The sequence below is a fragment of the Phreatobacter sp. genome, from assembly GCF_030691135.1.
Classification (GTDB): Bacteria; Pseudomonadota; Alphaproteobacteria; order Rhizobiales; family Phreatobacteraceae; genus Phreatobacter.
The window spans coordinates 1-21,677 of the sequence record NZ_JAUYFA010000111.1 but is presented as its reverse complement, the minus strand read 5'-3'; the positions used below and the strand labels follow the sequence as shown (position 1 = coordinate 21,677).

Below are 21,677 nucleotides of genomic sequence, written 5' to 3'. Positions count from 1 at the left end.
GACCCCATGTCCCGCATCCTGACCGACGATCTCCCCTTCGCCCTGACCGTGCCGGTCGCCATCGTCGGCGGCGGGGCGGCCGGGCTCTGCGCGGCGCTGGCGGCGAAGGAGGCCGGCGTCGACGCGGTGGTCTTCGAGCGCGACGCGCTCCCGCAAGGCTCCACCGCCCTTTCGGCGGGCCTCATCCCCGCCGCCGGCACCGCGGCGCAGCGGGCGGCCGGCATCGCCGACAGCGCGGCGTCTTTCGCTCGCGACATCCAGGCCAAGGCCCATGGCGCGGCCGACCCGGAGGTGCTCGCCACCGTGACGCAGGGCGCCGGCCCGGCCATCGACTGGCTGACCGAACGCCACGGCCTCGCCTTCACGGTGATCGCCGACTTCTCCTATCCCGGCCATTCCGCCCGGCGCATGCACGGTCTCGCTTCGCGGTCGGGAGCCGAACTCGTCGACCGCCTGCGCGCCGCGGCGGAAGCCGCCGGCATCGACATCGTCGGCGCCGCCCATGTCACGGCCCTCGTCGCCGCGCCGGACGGGCGTGTCAGGGGCCTGGTGGTGGCGCGCCCCGACGGGTCGGAGGAACGCATCGGCTGCGACGCCCTCGTCCTCGCCTGCAACGGTTACGGCGGCAACAAGACCCTCGTTGCCGAGCACATCCCGGCGCTGAAGGACGCGCTCTATTTCGGCCATCCCGGCAACCAGGGCGACGCGGTGATCTGGGGGCAGGAGTTGGGCGCCGCGCTGCGCCACATGAGCGGTCATCAGGGCCATGGGTCCGTCGCCCACCCCCACGGCATCCTCGTCTCCTGGGCGGTGATCATGGAGGGCGGGTGCCAGGTCAACGCGTTAGGCGAGCGGTTCTGGAACGAAGCCTCCGGCTATTCGGAGGCGGCGCTCGCCGTGCTCGGCCAGCCCGGTGGCATCGCCTGGGACCTTTTCGACGCGCGCATCGCCGGCATCGCCCGGCAGTTCGAGGACTTCCGCAGGGCCGAGGCGGCGGGTGCCGTTCTTCAAGTGGAATCGATGGATGAACTGGCAACGCGGATCAGCATTCCGCGCCAAGTGATTCGCGCGACTCTCGAATCCATCGCCGATCTCAAGCGGCGTCGAGCGACCGACGGCTTCGGCCGCGACTGGTCGGGCCTGCCCGATCTCGCGCCGCCCTACCTGGCGGTTAAGGTCACCGGCGCGCTTTTCCACACCCAGGGCGGCCTCGCCGTGGATGGCGCCGCGCGGGTGCTGCGGTCCGACGGGCGCCCGCTCCCCAATCTTTTCGCGGCAGGAGGCGCAGCGGTGGGGGTGTCGGGACCGGACGCCGCCGGCTATCTTTCCGGCAACGGGCTACTGACCGCCGTGGTGCTGGGACGCATCGCCGGTGCCGACGCGGCCCGCCTCGTCAGCGCCGAACCCTGAGAGCCCCATGCCCGTCGACCTCGAGGCCCTGAAGCCCCTCCTCGCCCGCGTCCGCGCCACCCCGCCGGGCAAGAATACCGACGGCTGGATGGCGGCCGCCTGTCCCGATGCGACCGCCGCAGACAGGCAGGTGATCGCCGCCGCACTCGCTGCTGTGCCGGTGCCCGCCTTCACCCGCGATGCCGCCCGCATCCCGGCGCTGCAGAAGATCCTGAAGAAGGAAAAGCTCGCGGCCTTCCTCGTGCCGCGTGCCGACGAGCATCAGGGCGAATATCTCGTGGCCCGCGCCGAGCGGCTGCAATGGCTCACCGGCTTTTCCGGATCGGCCGGATTCGCCATTATCCTGCAGAAGGAGGCCGCACTCTTCGTCGACGGCCGCTACACGCTCCAGGCACCGGCCGAGACGGATGCCTCTGTCATTGAATGCCGCCACTTCAAGAAGCCGCCCGCCATCGACTGGCTGGCCGGCAAGGTCAAGGCGGGTGACCGCGTCGGTTTCGATCCGCGCATCACGCCGGTGAAGGAGGCCGAGCGCTGGCGCGAGGCGCTCGGCAAGGCGGGTGCCGCGCTCGTGGCGCTCGACAGCAATCCGATCGACGCGATCTGGACCGGTCAGCCCGGTGACCCATTCTCCGCCATCCTTGCCCAGCCGTTGAAATTTGCCGGCGAGGCGAGTGGCGACAAGCGTTCCCGCATCGGTCAGGAGATTGCCGCGCGCGGCGCCAGAGCGGCCGTGCTGAACCAGCTCGACTCCATCGCCTGGCTGCTCAACGTGCGCGGCGGCGACACCCCGGCGACGCCACTGGTCCAGAGCTTCCTCATCCTAGCCGCTGACGGCCACGCCACCTGGTTCGTCGACCAGGCCAAGTTCACGCCCGGCCTTACCGCCCATCTCGGCAACGGCGTGACCGTGCGCCCCCTGGAGGCTTTCGCCGAGGGACTGCAGGAATGGTCCGGAAAGGCCGTGACCATCGAACCGGAGACCGCGACCGCCTGGATCGCCGACCGGCTGACGGCGGCGGGCGCCACCCTGATCCATGGCGAGGATCCATCGGTCCTGCCCAAGGCGCGCAAGAACCGGGTGGAACTCGCGGGTACCCGCAAGGCGCATGCCCGCGACGGCGCCGCCATGGCACGCTTCCTCCACTGGGTCGACCGTGAGGCGGTCGGCCAGGGCGAACTCGCCGTCATGGCGAAGCTGGAGGAGATCCGCGGCGCCGATGCACTCCATCGCGGTGCCAGCTTCACCACTATCGCCGGTGCCGGCTCGAACGGCGCCATCGTCCATTACCGGTCCTCGCCGGCAACCGAACGGAAGGTCGAAAAGGGCACGTTCCTCCTCGTCGATTCCGGCGCTCAATATCTGGACGGCACCACCGACATCACCCGCACTATCGCCGTGGGCGGTGTGCCGAAGCGTCTCAGGGAGCACTACACCCTGGTCCTCAAGGGTCATATCGCGGTCGCCACCGCCCGCTTTCCCAAGGGCACGGGCGGCATCGCCATCGACGGTTTCGCCCGCCGCGCGCTCTGGCAGGCTGGCCTCGACTTCGACCATGGCACCGGCCACGGGGTTGGCGTCTATCTCGGCGTGCATGAGGGGCCGGCGCGCATCTCGCCCCTGTCGCAGGTCCCACTCGAGCCCGGCATGATCCTGTCCAACGAGCCCGGCTTCTACGAGACCGGCTCCCATGGCATCCGTCTGGAAAATCTGATCGTGGTCACCGAGAGCGCCAAGCCCGGCTTCCTGGAATTCGAGACGATCACCTTCTGCCCCTTCGACCGCCGCGCCATCGTGACGAACCTGCTCACCACGGCGGAGCGGCAATGGCTGGACGCTTATCACAAGCGGACCTGGAACCTGCTGGAGGGGCGCGTCACTGGCGCCGACCGTCCCTGGCTGAAGCGGATGACGGCGCCGCTTTGAACCGGTTGCTGCCGATGGCGACACCCCGTCGCATCCGGAAGCTATGCTTTTGTCGAAAAAATGGTCGCATCGTACCGTTTTGTTAACGGCAATACCCGATGACTTGAGTGAAATTCATCCTTTCGGGGCCAGTTTATGCGCTTTGTTTCTCGCCTTCCCCTTGCCGCGCGGGTAGCCGCCCTCGCAGCTGTGGTCATCTCGGTTGTCGCCCTCGGGTCCGGCTTCTATGCGGTCTCGCAGATTGACGCCCGCATGGCGGAGATCGTCGAAGGCCAGGTCACCGACCGCAGCCTCCAGATGAGCCGCGCCGCCGAACTCGGGCTGCCTGACGGCAAGATGGAGCGTGCCACCGCGACCGGTCCGGCCGTGCGCATTCGCGCCAGCGCCCTTCCGGCCGAAGGCGATCACCGGATCGTCGATCACGCCGCCGACGGCTCGTCCATGTTCCGCCGCGACCCGGCGACGGGCGACCTCATCCGCTACTCCTCGTCGGTGCGGGACCAGCAGGGCAACCGCGTCATGGGCTCGCGCATCCCGGCGTCGTCGCCGATCGCGCAGGCCATCGGCCGCGGCGAGGTGCTGACCGACCACATCATCGTGGGCAACATCCCGCGCATCGCCCGCTACGTTCCGATCGTCACGCCCGACAACCGCATCCTCGGTGCGCTCGGCGCCGGCATCAGCAAGGCCAATGCCGACGCCTCTGCCGCCAGCATGCGGGAGGGTGTGATCATCGCCATGGCCCTGCTGGCCATCGTCGCCGCCGTCGGCGTGTTCTTCCTGCTGACCCACTTCCTCAAGCCGGTGCGCGAGGCCGCGGCCGCGATCAACGGTCTCGCGGAGGATCGTACCGTCGACATGTCGCGCCATGCCGCCCGTCAGGACGAGATCGGCCTCATTGCCCGCGCCGTGGGTGGTCTCGCCCAGAGCCTCGCCGAGCGTGCGCAGATGCGGAGCGCCGAAGACCAGCGCAGTGCCGCCGAGCTCGCACGTCGCGATTCGATGGAAAAGGCCGTCAGCCACTTCGACCAGGCCATCGGCTCGGTCATGGACCGTGTCGCTTCGCGTGCCGTCTCCGTCACCGGCGCCACCGGCACGGTCTTTGCGGCGGGCGAAGCCGCCGACGCCGGTGTCCGCGAGACGGTGCAGGCGACCGAGGAGACCCTTCACCGTGTCACCGGCATCGCCGGTGCGACGGAGGAACTGAACGCCGCCATCGTCGAGATCCGCCGTCAGACAGAAGAGGCCATGAACGTCTCCTCCGAGGCGTCGAAGGCGGTCGAATCGGCCTCCAGCGACGTCTCCGGTCTCGCCGCCATGGGTGAGAAGATCGGCGCCGTCGTCGAGCTGATCCGCGCCATCGCCGAACAGACCAACCTGCTCGCCCTCAACGCCACGATCGAGGCCGCCCGCGCCGGCGAGGCAGGCCGCGGCTTCGCCGTGGTCGCCTCGGAGGTCAAGCAACTCGCCTCCCAGACCGCCCGTGCCACCGAGGACATCGCCGCCCAGGTCGCCTCCATCCAGCAGGCCACCGGCCGCAGCGTCGCCTCCATGGGGGGCATCACCGAGACGGTCGTTCGGATGCGCCGGGCGAGCGAGGCGATCTCCACCGCCATCGACCAGCAGGCTCAGGCGACCCAGGAGATCGGCGCCAGCGTCGAGGGCACCGCCTCCGTCGCGCAGGCCGCGGGCCGCTCCATCGCCGGGGTTTCCGAGCGCCTGAAGGCGACCGGCTCGGCAGTCGGTTCGCTCAACGATGTCGCCAAGGGTCTGGAGGGCGACATTGCCGGCCTCCGCCAGGCGGTCGGCACCTTCCTCAAGGAGGTCAAGGCGGCCTGATTCTCGGCCCGTCTCCCGAACGTTGTCGCGATGGCCGGGCAATGCCCGGCCATCGTCGTTTCAGGGACCATCAGCCGGCGAAGGCCTTCTCCACCGCAGCGGCCATGCGAAGCAGCCTGCGGTCCTGCCCGGCCAGCGCCGTCAGCATGAAGCCGACGGGAAGGCCCTTCACCTGAGGGCAGGGGATCGAGATTCCGGTGAACGTGAAGACATTGCCGACGGTGGTGTTGCGCAGCACGAGCCCGTTGGCGGTCCAGAACTGATCGTCCGAGGCGGTGAGGTCCGAGATCTTCGGCGCCCGGATCGGCGTCGTCGGCAGGATGAGGGCGTCGATGTCGGCGAGGCGGTCGCGCATCCGGGCGACCAGTTCGGCCCGCTTGTTGACGAGACGGATATAGTCCGGGGCGGCGGCCTTGGCACCGATGCGTACCCGCGCCAGCACGCGCGGGTCGAAGTCCCGCGCTCTTTCCTCCATCCATTCCGCATGCACGGCCGCCGCCTCCATGGCGACGAAGGGGGCTTTCGCCATGGCGTCGGCGAGCTCCTGCAGCAGGTCCTCGATCGAGATGTCGGAGATGCGGGCGCCGGCCTTGGTGAGGCGGGCGGCGGAGGCCTCGAAGGCCTGTCCGACCTCCGGCTCCATCTGGCCGAACAGTCGACCGCGCGGAATGGCGAGCCTGAGCCCGGCCAGCGGGGCGGGCGTCAGGGTCCAGGGCTGCTCGCCGGCGAGGACCGCGTCGGTGGCGGCGCAATCCGCCACGGACTTTGCCAGCGGTCCGATCGTGTCGAGTGCATAGGAGAGGGGAAAAGCGCCGTCCAGGGGGATCCGGCCATAGGTCGGTTTGAACCCGACGCAGCCGTTGAGCGCCGCGGGAATGCGGATCGACCCGCCGGTATCCGAGCCGAGGCCCATGCGGACCGTGCCCTCGGCGGCCGAGACGCCGGCACCGGACGACGAACCGCCGGGCACCCGGCTCTTGTCGGCGGCATTGCCCGGGGTGCCGAAATGCGGGTTGATGCCGATGCCGGAAAAGGCGAACTCGCTCATGTTGGTCTTGCCGACGATGACAACGCCGGCCTGGCGCAGGCGCGCGACCGTCGGCGCATCGGCGGTCGCCGCCGGCTGCGACCGCAGGATAGTGGAACCGGCGGTCGTCACCTCGCCGGCGACGTCGAACAGGTCTTTGATCGAGATGACCCAGCCGTCGAGGGGCGACAGCCTCACGCCTGCCCTTGCGCGCGCATCGGCGGCGTCTGCCTCGGCCCGCGCCCGCTCCGCATAGACCTTGGTGAAGGTGACGCGGCCGTCGGAGGAGGGATCGTCGATACGGGCGAGCGAGGCTTCGAGTGCGTCGCGGACGGAGGTGGGCATGTACGGCACTCCAGGCAGGGCAGGGGCAGAGACTGTCGGCAATGGCGGTGGCTCAGGTCAAGGCGGCTTCACCGCATGGACGGGCGGAGTGGCATGCCGGGATGGCGGCGGACCGGGGCAGGCGTCGAGTTCCCGGCTTCGACCCACCCGATGAAGCCTTACACCGGCTCGGTGCCGCACCATTCGGCGACGAACAGCGCCATCGATTTCGTCGCCTTGCGCAGGGATTCGATGGAGAAGCGCTCGTCGAAGCCGTGGACGCGCTCGGCCGAGGGGCCGTAGTTGAGCGTCGGGATCTTGTCGAAGAGCGCATAGACGCGCCCGTCGAGATAGGCGGGCGTGACGCTCTCCTTGAGCGGCTCACCCCAGGCGCGCTGGTGCGCGCGTGCCAGCACAGCCTCGGCCTCGGAACCGGGTGCGAGGATATAGCCCTCGGTGGTGAAGCCGTTCCAGGCAATTTTCGGCGGGTTGTTGGCGAGAAAGCGGTCCGCGCGCGCCGCTTTGGCGATCGTGTCCTCGATGGCGCGCATCATCTCCTGAGGCGTCTCGCCGGGAAAGATCGAGATGCGGCAGTCGACCGTGCACCAGGCCGGTACGGAGGAGGCCCAGTCGCCGCCCTTGATCTTGCCGATATTGAGATTGATCGGGTGCGGCTCGTCCTTGAACAGCGGGTGGTTCGGCGTCTTGGTGTTCCAGAAGGCCTCGAGTTCGCGCAACTTGCCGATGATGCCGAAGGCCGCCTCGATGGCGTTCTGGCCGGCGCCCGCCTCGCGCACATGGACCGGATGGCCCTGCACGGTGAACTGGAACCAGACGACGCCGACATTGCCGCGGGTGATCTTGCCCTGGCTCGGCTCGGGGATCAGCGCCGCTTCCGCCTTGTAGCCGCGCAGGTGGCACTGCAGTGCGCCGTTACCGGTGGATTCCTCCTCCACGACCGACTGCACATAGACGGTGGCCGCCGGTTGCAGGCCTGTGCGCTTCAGGGCGTCGAAGACGGCGACCATGGCGCCATGGCCGGCCTTCATGTCGCCGGCGCCGCGGCCATAGAACCAGTCGCCGTCGATGCGCGGCTCATAGGGCGGCGATGTCCACATCTCCAGCGGCCCCGGCGGCACGATGTCGATATGGCCCTGCATGATCAGGCTGCGGCCGGTCTCCGCCTTCGGGCGGTGGATGCCGACGACGATCGGCGCGGTCGAATGGGTGTCGGAAAAGGGCGAACCACCAGGATGGCGCTTGATCGCCTCCTCGTCCATGGCGAAGCGCTCCATGGCGAAGCCGCGCTTGCGCAGTTCCTGGAACACGAAGTCCTGCACCGCATGTTCGTCGCCGCGCTGGGAGGGGTAGCGGACCAGCGTCTTCAGATAGTCGAGCTGGGCATCGAACCCGTCGTCGACGGCCTTGACGATGCGGTCGGCGAGGGCAGGATCGAGGGCCATGGGCAATGCTCCGGGCAGAGGTCGGTGAAGGTGAGGGTCAGGACGGGATCGGCTCGGTGCCGCACCATTCGGCGACGAAGAGCGCCATGGTGCGGGTGACGCGGCGCATGCTGCCGATGGAGAAGCGCTCGTCGAAGCCGTGGATGTTCTCCGAGATCGGGCCGTAGCAGAGCGCCGGAATCTTGTCGTAGAGCGCATAGACGCGGGTATCGAGATAGCCGGGCGTGACGAGGTCCTGCAGCGGCGCGCCGGTCGCCGTCTCGTGGGCGCGGGTGAGAACGGCTTCAGCCTCCGACCCCGGCTCCAGCGCATAGCCCTCGGTGGTGAAGCCGGTGAAGGTGACGCGCGGCGGATTGTTGGCGAGGAACCGGTCGGCCCGCGCCGCGCCGATGACCGCCTCCTCGACGGCGCACATCATCGTCTCGGCGCGCTCGCCCGGATAGATGGCGATCCGGCAGTCGATGGCGCACCAGGCCGGCACTGACGAGGCCCAGTCGCCACCCTCGATCATGCCGATGTTCAGGTTGATCGGGTGGTCAACGTCCTCGAAATGGCGGAATTCGGCCTTCTTCGCGTTCCAGCGGGCCTCGAGGTCGCGCAGCGCCCGGATGACGCCCTGTGTCGCCTCGATGGCGTTCTGCCCGGTCCCTGCCTGGCTGACATGGACGGGAAGGCCGGCCACCGCGACCCGGAACCAGACGACGCCGGTATTGGCGCGGATGATCTTCTCGTCCTCCGGTTCGGGAATCAGCACGGCATCGGCCTTGTAGCCGCGCAGGTGGCACTGCAGGGCGCCGTTCCCCGTCGATTCCTCCTCCACAACGGACTGGACCGTGACGGTCGATGCCGGCTGAAGCCCGATGCTGGCGAGCGCGTCGAAGACGGCGAACATGGCGGCATGCCCCGCCTTCATGTCGGCGCCGCCGCGACCATAGAACCAGTCGCCCTCGCTGTGCGGCTCGAAGGGGTCGCGCGACCACAGGTCCCGCGGTCCCGGCGGCACGACGTCGACATGGCTCTGCAGGATCAGTGTGCGGCCGGTCTCGACCTGCGGGCGGTGGATGCCGACAACGATCGGCGCGTCGGAATGGTCGGCCGTCACCGGCGATCCGCCGGGATGGCGGGCGAGCGCCGCCGGTTCCATGGCGAAGCGCTCGGTGGCCCAGCCGCGCGCCTTCATCTCGGCGAGCACGAAGTCCTGGCAGGCGTGCTCGCGGCCGCGCGTCGAGGCAAAGCGGACGAGATCGGCCGTCAGCGCCATCTGTCGGTCGAATCCTGCATCGACGGCGGCGACGATCTTCTCGGCGAGGGCGGGATCGAGAGGCATGGTGGCTCCGGCGGGGAGGGCGAGCCTAGCCGCGCGCGGCAACCGAGCAACCATCGCCTGCGCAGCGGTGATGCGCGCCGGATGGCGTATCGCGAGGCGGGGCGGATCGGCGATTCGAGAAAAATGCCCCACCCGCACCCTCCCCGCTGCGCTGGGAGGGGGACTTCGGCGTCATGTCATGCCCCTGGCGGTCGAGCCTGGCGCGACCCTCACCGTCACGGGCTGTCGGCTATAGTCCCCCTCCCCGCGCAACGGGGAGGGTGCGGGTGGGGCCTGCGTCGGGACAAGTGCCAGTCCACCGCGCAAGCCACCCCGCCACGCGCCGCCCTTGCCTCGGCCCGTCATCCGGGGAACATGGCACAAACCTCTCCAGCCCGGTCGAATCCCGTCATGAAAGCCGTCTTCACCGACCTCCACAAAGGCCATGACCCCAAGCGCTTCATCCTGCGCGGCAAGTTTGCCCAAGGAGAGGAACGCCCGGAGCGCGCCGAACGGCTGATGGCGGGCCTGACGGCGGGAAATCACGAACTCTTGCCGAGCGAGACCTTCGGCCAGGGGCCGCGGCTCGGCGTCCATTCCGTCGACTATCTGCGCTTCATGGAGGAGGCCGCCGCCGAGTGGAAGACGCTGGCCGACGCCTCCGACGAGGTGCTGGGCAATGTCCACCCCGTCCGCCGCGGCGGTACCATGCCCCAGTCCATCACCGGTCGCGCAGGCTGGTACATGCAGGACATGGCCTGTGGCATCGGCCCCGATACCTGGCTCGCCGCGTCCTCGGCGACCGACGTCGCGGTGACCGCCGCCGAACTCGTCATCGAGGGCGAGCGCGCCGCCTATGCGCTCTGCCGCCCGCCCGGCCATCACGCCTACCGCGACGCCGCCGGCGGCCACTGCTTCCTCAACAACACCGCCATCGCCGCGCAGTATCTGCGCGCGGTCCACGACCGCGTGGCGATCCTCGACATCGACATCCACCATGGCAACGGCACGCAGGACATCTTCTACGACCGCGGCGACGTGCTGACCGTCTCGGTTCATGCCGACCCGTCGCGCTTCTACCCCTTCTTCTGGGGCTATGGGCATGAGCGCGGCACCGGAGCCGGCGAGGGGGCCAATCTCAACCTGCCGATCCCGGTCGGTTCGGGGGACGATGCCTATGTCGCGGCGGTCGAGGCTTCGGCGAAGACGATCGCCGCCTTCACGCCGGGCATGCTGGTGATCGCCCTCGGCCTCGACGCCTCCGCCGACGATCCTTTCGGCGGCGCCAAGGTGACGGCGGAAGGGTTCTGCCGCGCCGGCGAGGCCATCGCGCGGATGGGCATGCCGACGCTCTTCGTGCAGGAAGGCGGCTACCTCTCCGACCAGCTCGGCCCGAACCTCACGGCCGTGCTTGGCGGCTTCGAGGCCGTCGCCTGATCAGCCCTGGCGGGTCGATACGGGGCAGGTGTTCATGCCGAGCAGCGTATAGGCCGGGCACCAGCCGAGTGCCGCGGTGGTGAGCGGCACGATGCCGATCCAGCCGAGCCAGTTATAGCCGGTTGCCGGAATCCCGGTGACGGCAAAGAGCACGAGGGCGAGGCCGGCAACGATGCGCAGGACGCGGTCGATACCGCCGATATTGGTGCTGAACATGGGGGTGTCCTCCAGGGCCACCGGCGGAAGGGCCGGTGCCGATGAGGGCATAGGACGCTCTTCGTCCGCCCTTGTCGGTGACCTGGTCACACGGAGCGCGCGAGCCTTGCGAGTTTTTCCGGCGCGGTGATGCGGATCACGCCCCGACCGAGCGTCACCATGCCGTCCTGCTCCAGCGCCTTCAGCGCCCGGCTGACCACCTCGCGCGCCGATCCGAGCTCGACGGCGAGGTCATGATGCGTCGCCGTGACGGCACCCGCCACAGCGCGCTCGACCAGCGTTTCGGCGAGCCGGCGGTCGAGACGGCGGAAGGCGAGCTCCTCGAAAGTCATGATGAGGTCGGCCACCCGCGTCGCATAGCTTTCGAGCACCGCATTGCGGAAGGCCGGCGAGGTGCCGAGGAGGTCGTGGAACAGCGGCGCCGGGATCGCGACGGCGGTGACGGCGCTTTCGCACAGCGCCTCGGCCGAATAGGGCTCGTGCTTGAGGAGGCAGGACGTGGTGAGGACGCAGCTCTCGCCGGCCGAGACCCGGTAGAGCACGATCTCGCGGCCGGATTCGGCGACGATCTGCACGCGCACACAGCCCTCGAGCACGATGAGATAGGCCTCGCAGGGCGCCCCCGGCGCGAAGGGGTGCCCGTCCTTCGGCATGTGGAGGATCCGCGCCCGCCGGGCGATCTGCTGGCGCGCATCGGCGTCGAGGCCGGCAAATGTGCCGATCCGGTCGAGCCAGGCCGCGGCCGGGCCGGCAGGGTTGGCGCGTTGTTCCATGGCCGCGAGCCTGAGGCATCGGCCGCTCAGGTTCAAGTCGGCCTGGTGCTTGACACCCGGGGCGCGGCCCGCTCCCCTTGACGACACAAGGTCGCGGCCGAACGCGGCGGGAAGGAAGCGCTGCCGTGAGACCCGAGGGCAGGGGTCCGCTGGACTCCCTCTACTTCACCTATCCGCATTTTGCCGCCGGGCCGGTGCCGGAGAGCGCCGGTGATCGGCCGGTCCATCCCGTCGTCATCGTCGGGGCCGGGCCCATCGGCATGACCGCGGCCCTGACGCTGGCGCGCTACGGCGTGCACTCGCTGGTTCTCGACGCCAAGCCGACGTTCAACGACGGCAGCCGCGCCACCTGCATCGCCAGGCAGAGCTTCCACATCTTCGAGCGGGTCGGCGCCGTCGACGCCTTCCTCGCCAAGGCCCTGGGCTGGACGACGGGCCGCAGTTCCTATCGCGGGCGGGAGATCTACCGCCTGTCCATGCCGGATTCCGACGACGAGAAATTCCGGCCGATGTACAATCTGCAGCAGCAGTACACCGAGCAATTCCTCTACGACGCCTGCATCGCGAGTGGCTGCGTCGCCTTCCGCTGGCAGAGCGAGGTGACCGCCACCGACAACCGCGCCGATGGCGTGACCCTGACCGTCACGAGCCCGCACGGATCCTATCCGCTCGCCGCCACCTGGGTGCTCGCCGCCGACGGCGCCCGCAGCGCGATGCGCGGGCAGCTCGGCCTGCGCCTCAAGGGCGACAATTACGAGGGGCGCTACGTCATCGCCGACGTGAAGATGGCCTTCGATCACCCGACCGAACGCCGCGCCTTCTTCGATCCGGCCTCGAATCCCGGCGGCACCGTTCTCATGCACAGGCAACCGGACGAGATCTGGCGTATCGACTACCAGCTGCGCGACGGCGAGAGCCCCGACGAGGCGGTGCGAGAGGCGACGATCCGCGCCCGTGTCGGTGCCATCATCGCCGATATCGGCCATGACGGACCCTGGGAGCTCGAATGGTGGTCGATCTACACCGCCAACACGCTCGCCCTCGACGATTACCGGCACGGCCGCGTCGTCTTCATCGGCGACAGCGCCCACATCGTGCCGATCTTCGGCGTGCGCGGCCTCAACAACGGCCTCGCCGACGCCCACAACATCGGCTGGAAGCTCGCCTATGTGCTGAGCGGGCACGCTGATGTGCGGCTCCTCGACAGCTATTCACCGGAAAGGCGCGGCGCCACCCTCGACGTCTTCGCCAATGCCACCAAGAGCACGCGCTTCATGACGCCGCCGACCTCAGGTCACCGGCTGGTGCGCGAGGCGGTTCTGTCGCTCGCCCTCAGCGAGGATTTTGCCAAGGCCTTCGCCAATCCGCGCCAGATGCAGCCCTATACCTATGGCGAGAGCCCGCTGACGCCCTTTGCGGGTCGCGACGCTGACTTCGCCTGCGGTCCGGTCTCGGGCGCTGCCCTGAGCAACATCCGCCTCGGCGACCGCTTCCTCTCCGATCTTGTCGGCGCCGGTTTCACGGCGCTGATCTTCGCCGACGGCGCCGTGCCGCCCGAGACTGCCGCGCTGGTCGCGGCCATGGCCTCGCGCGAGCCGCGCTTCCGCACACTGATCGTCGGCGGCACGCTCGACCACGCTTCCGCGCGCAGTCTCGCCGATCCCGGCGGTCGCCTCACCAGCGCCTATGACGCGCTGCCGGGCACCCTGTACCTGATCAGGCCGGACCTCCACGTCGCGGGGCGCTGGCGACGGGCGGTCCCCGCCGAGATCCTCGCAACCCTCGACGCCGGTCAGGGGAGATCGTCATGACCGCCACGCCGCCTGCCTCGCCGCTGCCCTTCGAGGCGCTGGAGCGGGTCTACGACCAGCTCGCCGCCGCCATCGACCAGGCCGGGGATGCGCATGAAGCGCTGTTCCTGACGAAACTCGTCATGGTCATGGCCCATCGGGCGGGCGCCGGGCTCGACATGGAGGCGGCGATCGCGACGGCGCTGGAAAACCTCGGCGTCCCCGCTCAGACCCTGTCGCCGTCCGGGACGCCGTCGTCCTGAGCTTCGCCGGGCGGTTCGGCGCCGCGGCCGCGGAACCCCATGGCGAGGACGTAGAGCTCCTTGGAATCGGCCCGGCTCGCCTGCGGCTTGATGTGCTTCACCGTGACAAAGTCGCGCTTCAGGTCGCCGAGCAGGTCACCTTCGGTGCCGCCCTGCAGCACCTTGCAGAGGAAATGGCCGCCGGGCGCCAGCACCTCGCGGGCGAAGTGGATGGCGAGTTCGGCGAGATAGATGATCTTGATCTGGTCGGTCTTGCGGTGCCCCGTCGCATTGGCCGCCATGTCGGACAGGACGACGTCGGCCTCGCCGCCGAGCATCTCCTTCAGCCGCAGCGGCGCCTCGTCGGTGGTGAAGTCGCCCTTCAGGAAGGCGACGCCCGGCACCGGGTCGACGTCGAGGAGGTCGATGCCGACGATCTTGCCGCGGCCCTGCTCGAGGCCGATGCGCTTGGCGGCGACCTGCAGCCAGCCGCCTGGCGCCGCGCCGAGGTCGACGATGCGCTGGCCGGGTCTAAGGAGCTTCGCCCGGTCGTCGATCTCGATCAGCTTGAAGGCGGCGCGCGAGCGCCAGCCCTCGCGCTTGGCGCGGGCGACATAGGGGTCGTTGAGCTGGCGCTCCAACCATTTCTGCTGGCTGGTGGTGCGCTTCTTGGCGGTCTTGAGCCGCACCGCGAGCTCGCGGCCGCCGCCGGTCTTCGTCGTCATCTGGTGCCTCCCGACCCGGCGGGCCTGGTGTCCTGCTCGCGGTGGTGGGAGGGCCGCCTCCACACGCCGTCCTGACGCATCAGGCTGACGAGGATGCCCTCGCGCAGGCCCCTGTCGGCGACGCGCAGCCGCTGGCAGGGGAAGTGCCGGCGCATGCCTTCCAGAATGGCGCAGCCGGCGAGAACGAGGTCGGCCCGCTCGGCCCCGATACAGGGATGGGCGATGCGGTCGTCGTAGGACATGTCGAGCAACTGGTCGAGGATGACGTCGACCTCGCCGGCCCCGAGCCAGGCGCCGTCGACGCGGCGCCGGTCATATTTCGGCAGGCCGAGATGGACCCCGGCGAGCGTCGTCACCGTGCCCGACGTGCCGAGCATGTGCAGGTGTTCGATCTGCGCCTGGATCGCCTTGCGGTGGGCGAAGGGCTCCACCATGGCGGCGACCTCGTCGACCATGCGCTCGAAGCTCTCGCGGGTGACGTGCTTGCCGTCGTGCCGTTCGGCGAGCGTTACGACACCGACCGGCAGCGAGGTCCAGCCGAGGATCTCGGCCGTCGGCGGGCCGCCCTGCCGGCCGGGGCCGCGCGGCAGCAGCCAGACGATTTCCGAGGAGCCGCCGCCGATGTCGAAGAGGATGACGCCGCGCGAGCGCGGGTCGGCTAGCGGCACGCAGCCCTGCGCCGCCAGTTGCGCCTCGGTGCCACGGTCGACCACCTCCAGTGCCAGCCCGGTCTCCGCCTTGACGCGCGCGATGAAGTCTGCCCCGTTCGCCGCCTGGCGGCAGGCCTCGGTGGCGATGAGCCGGGCGCGGGCCACCTGGCGGTCGCGCAGCTTCATGCGGCAGACCTTCAGCGCCTCGACGGCGCGATCCATGGCGGCCTCGCTCAGCCGGCCGGTCTGCGCTAGGCCTTCGCCGAGGCGAACGATTCGGGAAAAGGCATCGACGACGCGAAAACTCGCGCCCTCGGGCTTGGCCACCAGGAGGCGGCAATTGTTGGTTCCGAGATCCAGCGCGGCATAGAGCCTGCGCGGCCGGTGCGGCTGATGGCTGCGGGTCTCGCCCGCATGTCCCTCTGCCGCCGGACGCACGCCCGAATCTCCCGGCGAACCGCGTGGCGGCTCGTGGGTCATGGCGACCTTTCCCGCCGATGGCCGGAACGCAGGAGCGCTCGACGGACGACCGGCTGTTCTGTTCAGTTGGCGCCGAGTGTATCAGGGCGGGGGCCTGCTGCAAGCCGTCTGCCACGGACAGGCGAAAGGCAGTCGGCCGGGGCTTGAACAGCCCGGCGCAATCGATTATGACCGCGCCTCGCGTCGGCGTCGCGCCCCCTTGGGAGCGCTGCTGGGGGATAGTTCAACGGTAGAACATCGGACTCTGACTCCGAGAATCTTGGTTCGAATCCAGGTCCCCCAGCCAACCACCCTATCAATCCGTCTCGGGTTTCGAGGCTTCCCTGCAACTGGCGAGAATGTCGGGCCTATTTCCGGTCAATCCTGATCCGCGCGCCGTTTCGCACGGCGTTTGTGGCGCCTGTCCGGCGGGGTTCGGCGCGGGCACTGTCAGAGGAAAGTCGGCTTGCCAGCGCGGCTTGGCACCGCTAGGTGGCGCCAAGCCCAGTCCCCGCATCTTCCGCTACTTCAAGACGTCTCCAGAGATCATCCGCCTGGCGGTGATGATGTAGTTCCGCTACCCGCTGTCGCTGCGCAATGTCGAGGACCTGCTACACGAACGCGGGATCGACATCACCCATGAGACAGTGCGGTTCTGGTGGAACCGTTTCGGAGTGATCTTCGACGCGGAGATCCGCCGTAGCCGGGTTCAGGCCATGCGATCTTTCCGACATCGGCGATGGCACCTCGACGAGGTGCTCGTGAAGATCAATGGCGTGAAACACTATCTCTGGCGCGCCGTCGATCACGATGGCGAGGTCCTTGAAAGCTTCGTCACCAAGAGGCGTGACAAGAAGGCAGCATTGAAATTTCTCAAGAAGTCGCTGCGACGCCATGGTTCGGCAGAGGTCATCGTGACGGACCGATTGGCCTCATATGGTGCAGCCCTAAAGGTGCTCGGCGCCGCCGGCAAACGGGAGGTTGGCCGTCATGCGAACAACCGTGCCGAGAACAGTCATCTGCCGTTTCGACGACGGGAGCGGGCGATGCTTTGGTTCCGACGGATGCGAAGTTTGCAGAAGTTCGCCGCGGTCCACGGCTCCGTCCACAACCATTTCAACGAGGAACGCAACCTCACATGCAGGACTACATTCAAGGGACGTCGTGCCGCTGCTCTTGCCGAGTGGCGCCAGCTTTACGCTGCCTGACGCAGCAATAGGGTAGGGGCATTTGAGACTATTTTGGTTTGTCTGACAGCACAGGCCATCAGGCAAGCCATCATTGATCTTGTCATGCGACCACCGCCCACACGTTGCCCTCACTGCAATAAACCCATTGCCGAGCCAGCTTCTCGAAAACTGCCAAAGTAGTACTAGAATATGAAATACGAGGCATACACCTGGGCTGGGGTGAGGTTGTCCAGGATGGCGATGTTGGCCCAGTCGCCGTGATGGGCGGTGAGGCTGGTGTCGATCTGCACCGCGGTGCCGGAGGCCGAGCCGACGGCCCTGACGAGGCAGGATGCCAAGGGGTCGGTACCGGCAAGGCCGACGGAGGCGAGCAGGTTGTGGATGTCCAGCCGGTCGCCCTCGCCGACGTTAAAATCGGTGATCTCCACGCCTGGCCCTTGCACCAGAGCGTTGAACTGAAAGGTGTCGGCGCCGCTGCCGCCGGTCAATACATCGCCGGTTGCATTCAAAAGCCAGGTATTGGCCGTGGCACCGCTGCCCTGCGTGGTCCAAATGAGGTCTGCTGCAGCCCCGGTGGCGGCGGTGCCTGGGCCGAGCAGCGTCCAGTTTGAACCCATCGACCCGGCAAGCAGATGCGTTCCGGTGACGGTTGCGCCATTCATCGTCCAGATGTCGACCTTGCCTCCCGAGGTCCAGACGAGATCGGCATGGCCGTCGCCATTGGTATCGGTAATGGTCGCTAGCCGCCAGTCGCTGCCGGAATGGCCCGCGATCACTGCGAGCCCAGCGACATGTGCGCCGTTCATCGACCAGATTGACAGGCCGCCGTCGGCCCTCTGCCAGACCAGATCGTCGAAGCGGTCGCCATTGAGATCGCCGATGCCGGCCAGGCCCCATTCCGTGCCCATATGGCCGTCGCTGACCTTGAGACCGGTGATATCGCCGCCGCCCATGTCCCAGATCGCGACATTGTTCTGCCGGTCGACCCAGACCACCTGGTCGGTGCCAGGGCCCTCGAGATGGCCGATGCCGCCGACATGCCATTCCACGCCCATATGGCCGGCGCTGACCCGGAAGCCGGCCACCTGCCCGCCGTTCATGGTCCAGATCGAAGCATTGCCTTTGTCGTCGGTCCAGAACAGGTCGTCGCGGCCATCGCCGTTGAACTCGCCTATGCCGGCCAGGCCCCATTCCGTGCCCATGCTACCGGCGGCGTCACGGAATGTAGCTGTGGTCAGATCCCAGATTGAGACCCGGCCCGCCGAGGTCCAGACAAGGTCATCATGGCCTGCACCGGAGAGGTTGCCGACCCCCACCGCCTGCCATTCGGCGCCGAGACGTCCCTGGGACGAGATCGCACTGGCCAGATCGGCGCGGCTGCCGCCGCCGCCCACCAGAAGGTCGTCGCCACCACCGCCGTCGAGGTGGTCGACGCCGCCAAGGCCGCGCAGAGTGTCGGCGAAGGCGGAGCCGACATAGCTGTCGTCCATGCTGGTGCCGCTCAGGTTGATGCCGGTGGTGCGCGGGTCGTAGATCGTGGCCTGCAGTGTTGCGGTATTGGAGTAAGTGGCATTGTCGACATAGGTGATGGCCAGCCGGCCATCGGCCAGGGTGGTGACATCGGCCGAGCCGACGGCGGTGTCGCTGCCGATCCGCTGCTGGTCACCCATGGGTTGGCCATTGGCATCGAACAGCCGGAAATACGGCCTGTCGGTCAGGTTCTGATCCATTCCGGCGAAGGTGACGACGAAGCCGCCACCCTGCACCCCGGTGATATGCGGATCGGCGCCGGTGGCGGAGGGGAGAACGCCGACCTGGACCTCCGCGCCAACAGGTGAACCATCGGCGTTGAAGACGCGCACGAAGGTCGTGTAGCCGCTGTTGGCGCCGGTCTGACTGGTCCAGACTGCGGCAAAGCTGCCATTGCCAAGGCTCTGCAGGCTCGGATGCTTCTGGTCGCCGACCGCGCCCTGGTTGAGCTGGACTTCGCTGGTCACCGCGTTGCCGCTGCGATCGAACACTCGGGCGAACAGGCCGCTGCCCGCGCCATCGCGGCCGGCTTCATCGACCCAGGTAACGACATAGTTGCCGTTGTCGAGCGCCATGACGTCGGGCTCACTCTGCCGCCCGGACTGAAAGCCGGGGCTGTTAACGATGAAGGGGCCGCACAGGGCATTGCCCGCAGCATCGAAGGCACGGCCAACAATGTTGGAGAGGGAATTGCCATAGCCGTCATGCTCGCCGTCGAAGCTCGCGCTGCTGTCCTGCCAGGTCGCAAGATAGCCGCCGGCGCCTACCCAGCTTGCCGTGATGTGGGCATCGGTCTGGTCGAACGAGCTATCGGTTGACAGGGCGAGAGAGCCTGACCGCCTGCTGCCGTTGGCGCTGAGCAGGCCGCCCCAGATGTCGATGGCATCGCTGGTGTTGACCCAGCCGAAAGGGTAGTTCGTCAGTTGCAGCCGTTCGGTGACGCCAGTCTGCACGAAGCCGACGCCGCCGGGGCCGGCAATGAAGTCGACGCTGGGCAGAGGACCGCGGGCCAGGGTTGAGATGACCTGATCTTGGGCCGTGACGCTAGTGTAAGACGTCCCGGGAAAGCCGTCGGAAATAGTCAAGCCAACGCTGTAGTACGGGTGTGTTATGGCGCGACCACCGCCAATGACATAGCCCGTTAAGAAGCCACCGGTTTGAAGACCGGAGACGTGATATTCGGCCCAGAATTCGCTGTTGCCAAAGATGCCCGGACTGAAAACGAGATTAGGTCCTACCTGGACCGTCAAGGTCGGCTGCAATGGCATTGCTAGTTCCCCCTCGGGTCGCATTGCTACCAAGGCATACTCTCCATACACGGAACGTAAGGCGCCGTGCATTGATCTACCGCAGCCGCCTCTGGAAGGGCTCTGTCAGAGGAAATTGGGGTTGCCCAATGGCGTGAGGGCGGCTTGCTCTCCCTCATGCCTAGTCCCCGCATCTTCCGCTACTTCAAGACGTCTCCAGAGATCATCCGCCTGGCGGTGATGATGTACGTCCGCTACCCGCTGTCGCTGCGCAATGTCGAGGACCTGCTACACGAGCGTGGTATCGACATCACCCATGAGACGGTGCGGTTCTGGTGGAACCGTTTCGGAGTGATCTTCGCCGCGGAGATCCGCCGTAGCCGGGTTCAGGCCATGCGATCTTTCCGACATCGGCGATGGCACCTCGACGAGGTGCTCGTGAAGATCAATGGCGTGAAACACTATCTCTGGCGCGCCGTCGATCACGAGGGCGAGGTCCTTGAAAGCGTCGTCACCAGGAAACGTGATAAGGCCGCAGCGTTGAAATTTCTGCGCAAATCCCTGAAGCGCCATGGGCCGGTGGAGACGATCGTCACCGACCGGCTGGCTTCATACGGCGCAGCGCTCAAGGCGATCGGCGCCCATGACAAGCGTCAGGTTGACTGCGGGCTGAACAACCAGGTCGAGAATTCCCACCTGCCATTCCGACAACGCGAGCGAGCAATGCTGCGGTTTCGACGCATGCAGAGCCTTCAGAAACTCGCCGCTTTGCACGGCTCCGTTCACAACCACTTCAATCAGGACCGACACCAATTGTCCCGCGAGAACTTCAAGGCCCGCCATGCCGCCGGGCTGGCCGAGTGGCGTCAGCTCTGCGCGGCCTGACGATGCGCGAGGACAGGGCACTCGGAGACCAGCTTGGTTTGTCTGACAGCACACGTCCTCGAGCCGCTTCGCCTCGGAGACATCCATCCCGCCATAGGGGGCCTTCCAGTTGTACAGCGTTGCTTCCGAGATCCCGTGCTTGGGCGCCAAGTCTGCGGTCTTCACACCCGCCCCATGCTCCCGGAGCACCGCAATGATCTGCTCCTCGGTGAACCATGCGCGCTTGATCTGTCCGTCCTCGTCAGGGCCGGACGCTAGCTCCGGATAAAGGAAAAACCATTGGCAGGGCAGCAACCCTGCTTGGGTTAAGCCGATACTTTAAACCAGTGGGATTCCCTCAGAGGCCCCCTTGTGCCAAGCTTAGCATAGGCCTGATCGGGAATGCCCAGACATGCGTCGGAGCAATGCCGCCAAAGATCAGTCCGCAGGCTTCGATCGTGTTCCCGGCGGTGCGACACAGCAATGCCCCGGATTGGCCAGGGGCGGCAGCGCCGCTCGTCATCTGTAACTGCCAGAATTTTGTGTATCTGACCTGCGTGCCGTCGACATCAGCTAGGGCTTCGACTTCCACGAATTCGGGAAATGAGCATTCGTGGAGGAGGCCATTCACTGAGTACCAGTAGTTCAGGCCCGGTGTCTGGCTGATGGGGCCAAAGCGGGCGATGCGCATTTTGAAGTCGAGAATGTGCATCTCGTCCGCGGTTAAATCGTCCGGAATTGCAATGGCCGCGACATCGGCCGCTGCAACCTGGCCCGGCTTCAGAGGAGAGACGTAGCTGGGCAGTCCAGCATCCGTGAAAGCCTGATTAACGCGATCGAAAAGGCGGACCCGGCCGAAGTTTGCATTCCAAGCCACATTAGCGACCACGTGGGCGTTGGTAAGGAAATAATTCTTATTATTGTGGTTGAAGACCAGCCCACATACTCCAATATCGCCGTCGAAGCCTTGAATGATGTGGCCGGTCCGGACGCCGAAGGCGCGCGGTGCCGATGCTAGTTCCACGACGTCGGTCTTAAGCGTCAGGCTCTTGGCCCCCTCGTCGTTTGGGATCGTCATCGACCTTGGCACCTGTCGCGAGCCGGTAGTGTCGCCCTTGTTCAACACATAGGCAATGATGGCAGGCTCACCGGTCCGGTTGCCCGCAACACGCTTCTCTCCTATCGAGGCATACAGGACATTGGCGATTCCATAGATCTCCCTCACGGCATGCCGGGATTGTCTCCGCAAGGGCCCACG

General features: G+C 67.4%; 17 protein-coding genes, 1 tRNA gene and 1 pseudogene. 9 read left to right on the top strand and 10 right to left on the bottom strand.

Annotated features, from left to right (window positions below; all coding sequences use genetic code 11):
* The first annotated feature begins 6 nt into the window (after positions 1–6).
* The 3 genes from Q8O26_RS20235 (at position 7) to Q8O26_RS20225 (ending at position 5,176) form a co-directional block, all read left to right on the top strand.
* On the top strand, positions 7–1,410 hold the full coding sequence (locus Q8O26_RS20235; protein ID WP_305578949.1) for an FAD-dependent oxidoreductase: 1,404 nt from the start codon (positions 7–9) through the stop codon (positions 1,408–1,410).
* Between the two features lie 7 nt (positions 1,411–1,417).
* Positions 1,418–3,337, top strand: coding sequence for an aminopeptidase P family protein (locus Q8O26_RS20230; RefSeq protein ID WP_305578947.1), 1,920 nt, complete (start codon positions 1,418–1,420; stop codon positions 3,335–3,337).
* Positions 3,338–3,472: 135 nt separating this feature from the next.
* Complete coding sequence (locus Q8O26_RS20225; protein WP_305578945.1) at positions 3,473–5,176, top strand: methyl-accepting chemotaxis protein; 1,704 nt, start codon at positions 3,473–3,475, stop codon at positions 5,174–5,176.
* A 70-nt stretch (positions 5,177–5,246) separates the two neighbouring features.
* Here the strand turns inward: Q8O26_RS20225 and Q8O26_RS20220 are convergent, their stop codons facing one another.
* From Q8O26_RS20220 to Q8O26_RS20210, 3 genes are all read right to left on the bottom strand, one after another.
* The gene (locus tag Q8O26_RS20220) at positions 5,247–6,548 is read right to left on the bottom strand and encodes an amidase (RefSeq protein ID WP_305578943.1); all 1,302 of its coding nucleotides are present in this window, start codon (positions 6,546–6,548) and stop codon (positions 5,247–5,249) included.
* Between the two features lie 158 nt (positions 6,549–6,706).
* Positions 6,707–7,990 (bottom strand): ArgE/DapE family deacylase, encoded by a 1,284-nt coding sequence (locus tag Q8O26_RS20215; protein WP_305578941.1) that lies wholly within the window; start codon positions 7,988–7,990, stop codon positions 6,707–6,709.
* A 37-nt stretch (positions 7,991–8,027) separates the two neighbouring features.
* Positions 8,028–9,317 (bottom strand): ArgE/DapE family deacylase, encoded by a 1,290-nt coding sequence (locus Q8O26_RS20210; RefSeq protein WP_305578939.1) that lies wholly within the window; start codon positions 9,315–9,317, stop codon positions 8,028–8,030.
* Between the two features lie 390 nt (positions 9,318–9,707).
* Here Q8O26_RS20210 and Q8O26_RS20205 point away from each other — a divergent pair, with 390 nt between their 5' ends.
* Complete coding sequence (locus tag Q8O26_RS20205; protein WP_305578937.1) at positions 9,708–10,733, top strand: histone deacetylase family protein; 1,026 nt, start codon at positions 9,708–9,710, stop codon at positions 10,731–10,733.
* On the opposite strand, the gene Q8O26_RS20200 is transcribed toward Q8O26_RS20205, so the two are convergent.
* Positions 10,734–10,949, bottom strand: coding sequence for a DUF2892 domain-containing protein (locus Q8O26_RS20200; RefSeq protein ID WP_305578935.1), 216 nt, complete (start codon positions 10,947–10,949; stop codon positions 10,734–10,736).
* An 86-nt stretch (positions 10,950–11,035) separates the two neighbouring features.
* Positions 11,036–11,722, bottom strand: coding sequence for a Crp/Fnr family transcriptional regulator (locus tag Q8O26_RS20195; protein WP_305578933.1), 687 nt, complete (start codon positions 11,720–11,722; stop codon positions 11,036–11,038).
* 125 nt (positions 11,723–11,847) lie between these two features.
* On the opposite strand from Q8O26_RS20195, the gene Q8O26_RS20190 reads away from it, so the two are divergent.
* Together Q8O26_RS20190 and Q8O26_RS20185 are read left to right on the top strand one after the other, a co-directional pair.
* Positions 11,848–13,533, top strand: a complete 1,686-nt coding sequence (locus Q8O26_RS20190; RefSeq protein ID WP_305578931.1) for an FAD-dependent monooxygenase — start codon at positions 11,848–11,850, stop codon at positions 13,531–13,533.
* Positions 13,530–13,775, top strand: a complete 246-nt coding sequence (locus Q8O26_RS20185; RefSeq protein WP_305578929.1) for a hypothetical protein — start codon at positions 13,530–13,532, stop codon at positions 13,773–13,775. The genes Q8O26_RS20190 and Q8O26_RS20185 overlap by 4 nt, the downstream gene beginning before the upstream one ends.
* On the opposite strand, the gene Q8O26_RS20180 is transcribed toward Q8O26_RS20185, so the two are convergent.
* Together Q8O26_RS20180 and Q8O26_RS20175 are read right to left on the bottom strand one after the other, a co-directional pair.
* Positions 13,739–14,479 (bottom strand): RlmE family RNA methyltransferase, encoded by a 741-nt coding sequence (locus Q8O26_RS20180; protein ID WP_305578927.1) that lies wholly within the window; start codon positions 14,477–14,479, stop codon positions 13,739–13,741. The two genes, Q8O26_RS20185 and Q8O26_RS20180, sit on opposite strands and share 37 nt — an antisense overlap.
* Positions 14,476–15,609: a Ppx/GppA phosphatase family protein gene (locus tag Q8O26_RS20175; RefSeq protein ID WP_305578925.1), complete on the bottom strand. Its 1,134-nt coding sequence runs from the start codon at positions 15,607–15,609 to the stop codon at positions 14,476–14,478. The genes Q8O26_RS20180 and Q8O26_RS20175 overlap by 4 nt, the downstream gene beginning before the upstream one ends.
* Positions 15,610–15,821: 212 nt before the next feature.
* On the opposite strand from Q8O26_RS20175, the gene Q8O26_RS20170 reads away from it, so the two are divergent.
* Together Q8O26_RS20170 and Q8O26_RS20165 are read left to right on the top strand one after the other, a co-directional pair.
* Positions 15,822–15,895, top strand: a tRNA-Gln gene (locus Q8O26_RS20170).
* Between the two features lie 277 nt (positions 15,896–16,172).
* Positions 16,173–16,796, top strand: a complete 624-nt coding sequence (locus tag Q8O26_RS20165) for an IS6 family transposase (protein ID WP_371134613.1) — start codon at positions 16,173–16,175, stop codon at positions 16,794–16,796.
* A gap of 164 nt (positions 16,797–16,960) precedes the next feature.
* Here Q8O26_RS20165 and Q8O26_RS20160 read toward each other — a convergent pair whose 3' ends face one another.
* Positions 16,961–19,576: an FG-GAP-like repeat-containing protein gene (locus tag Q8O26_RS20160; protein ID WP_305578923.1), complete on the bottom strand. Its 2,616-nt coding sequence runs from the start codon at positions 19,574–19,576 to the stop codon at positions 16,961–16,963.
* 144 nt (positions 19,577–19,720) lie between these two features.
* Between Q8O26_RS20160 and Q8O26_RS20155 the strand changes: the two genes are divergently transcribed.
* The gene (locus Q8O26_RS20155) at positions 19,721–20,440 is read left to right on the top strand and encodes an IS6 family transposase (protein ID WP_305578921.1); all 720 of its coding nucleotides are present in this window, start codon (positions 19,721–19,723) and stop codon (positions 20,438–20,440) included.
* A gap of 57 nt (positions 20,441–20,497) precedes the next feature.
* On the opposite strand, the pseudogene Q8O26_RS20150 reads toward Q8O26_RS20155, so the two are convergent.
* Both Q8O26_RS20150 and Q8O26_RS20145 read right to left on the bottom strand, forming a co-directional pair.
* Positions 20,498–20,668 (bottom strand): annotated as a pseudogene (locus Q8O26_RS20150) (transposase); the annotation flags it as partial.
* A 109-nt stretch (positions 20,669–20,777) separates the two neighbouring features.
* Positions 20,778–21,677, bottom strand: a 900-nt coding sequence (locus Q8O26_RS20145) for a hypothetical protein (RefSeq protein WP_305578919.1), incomplete at its 5' end; no start/stop codon positions are given.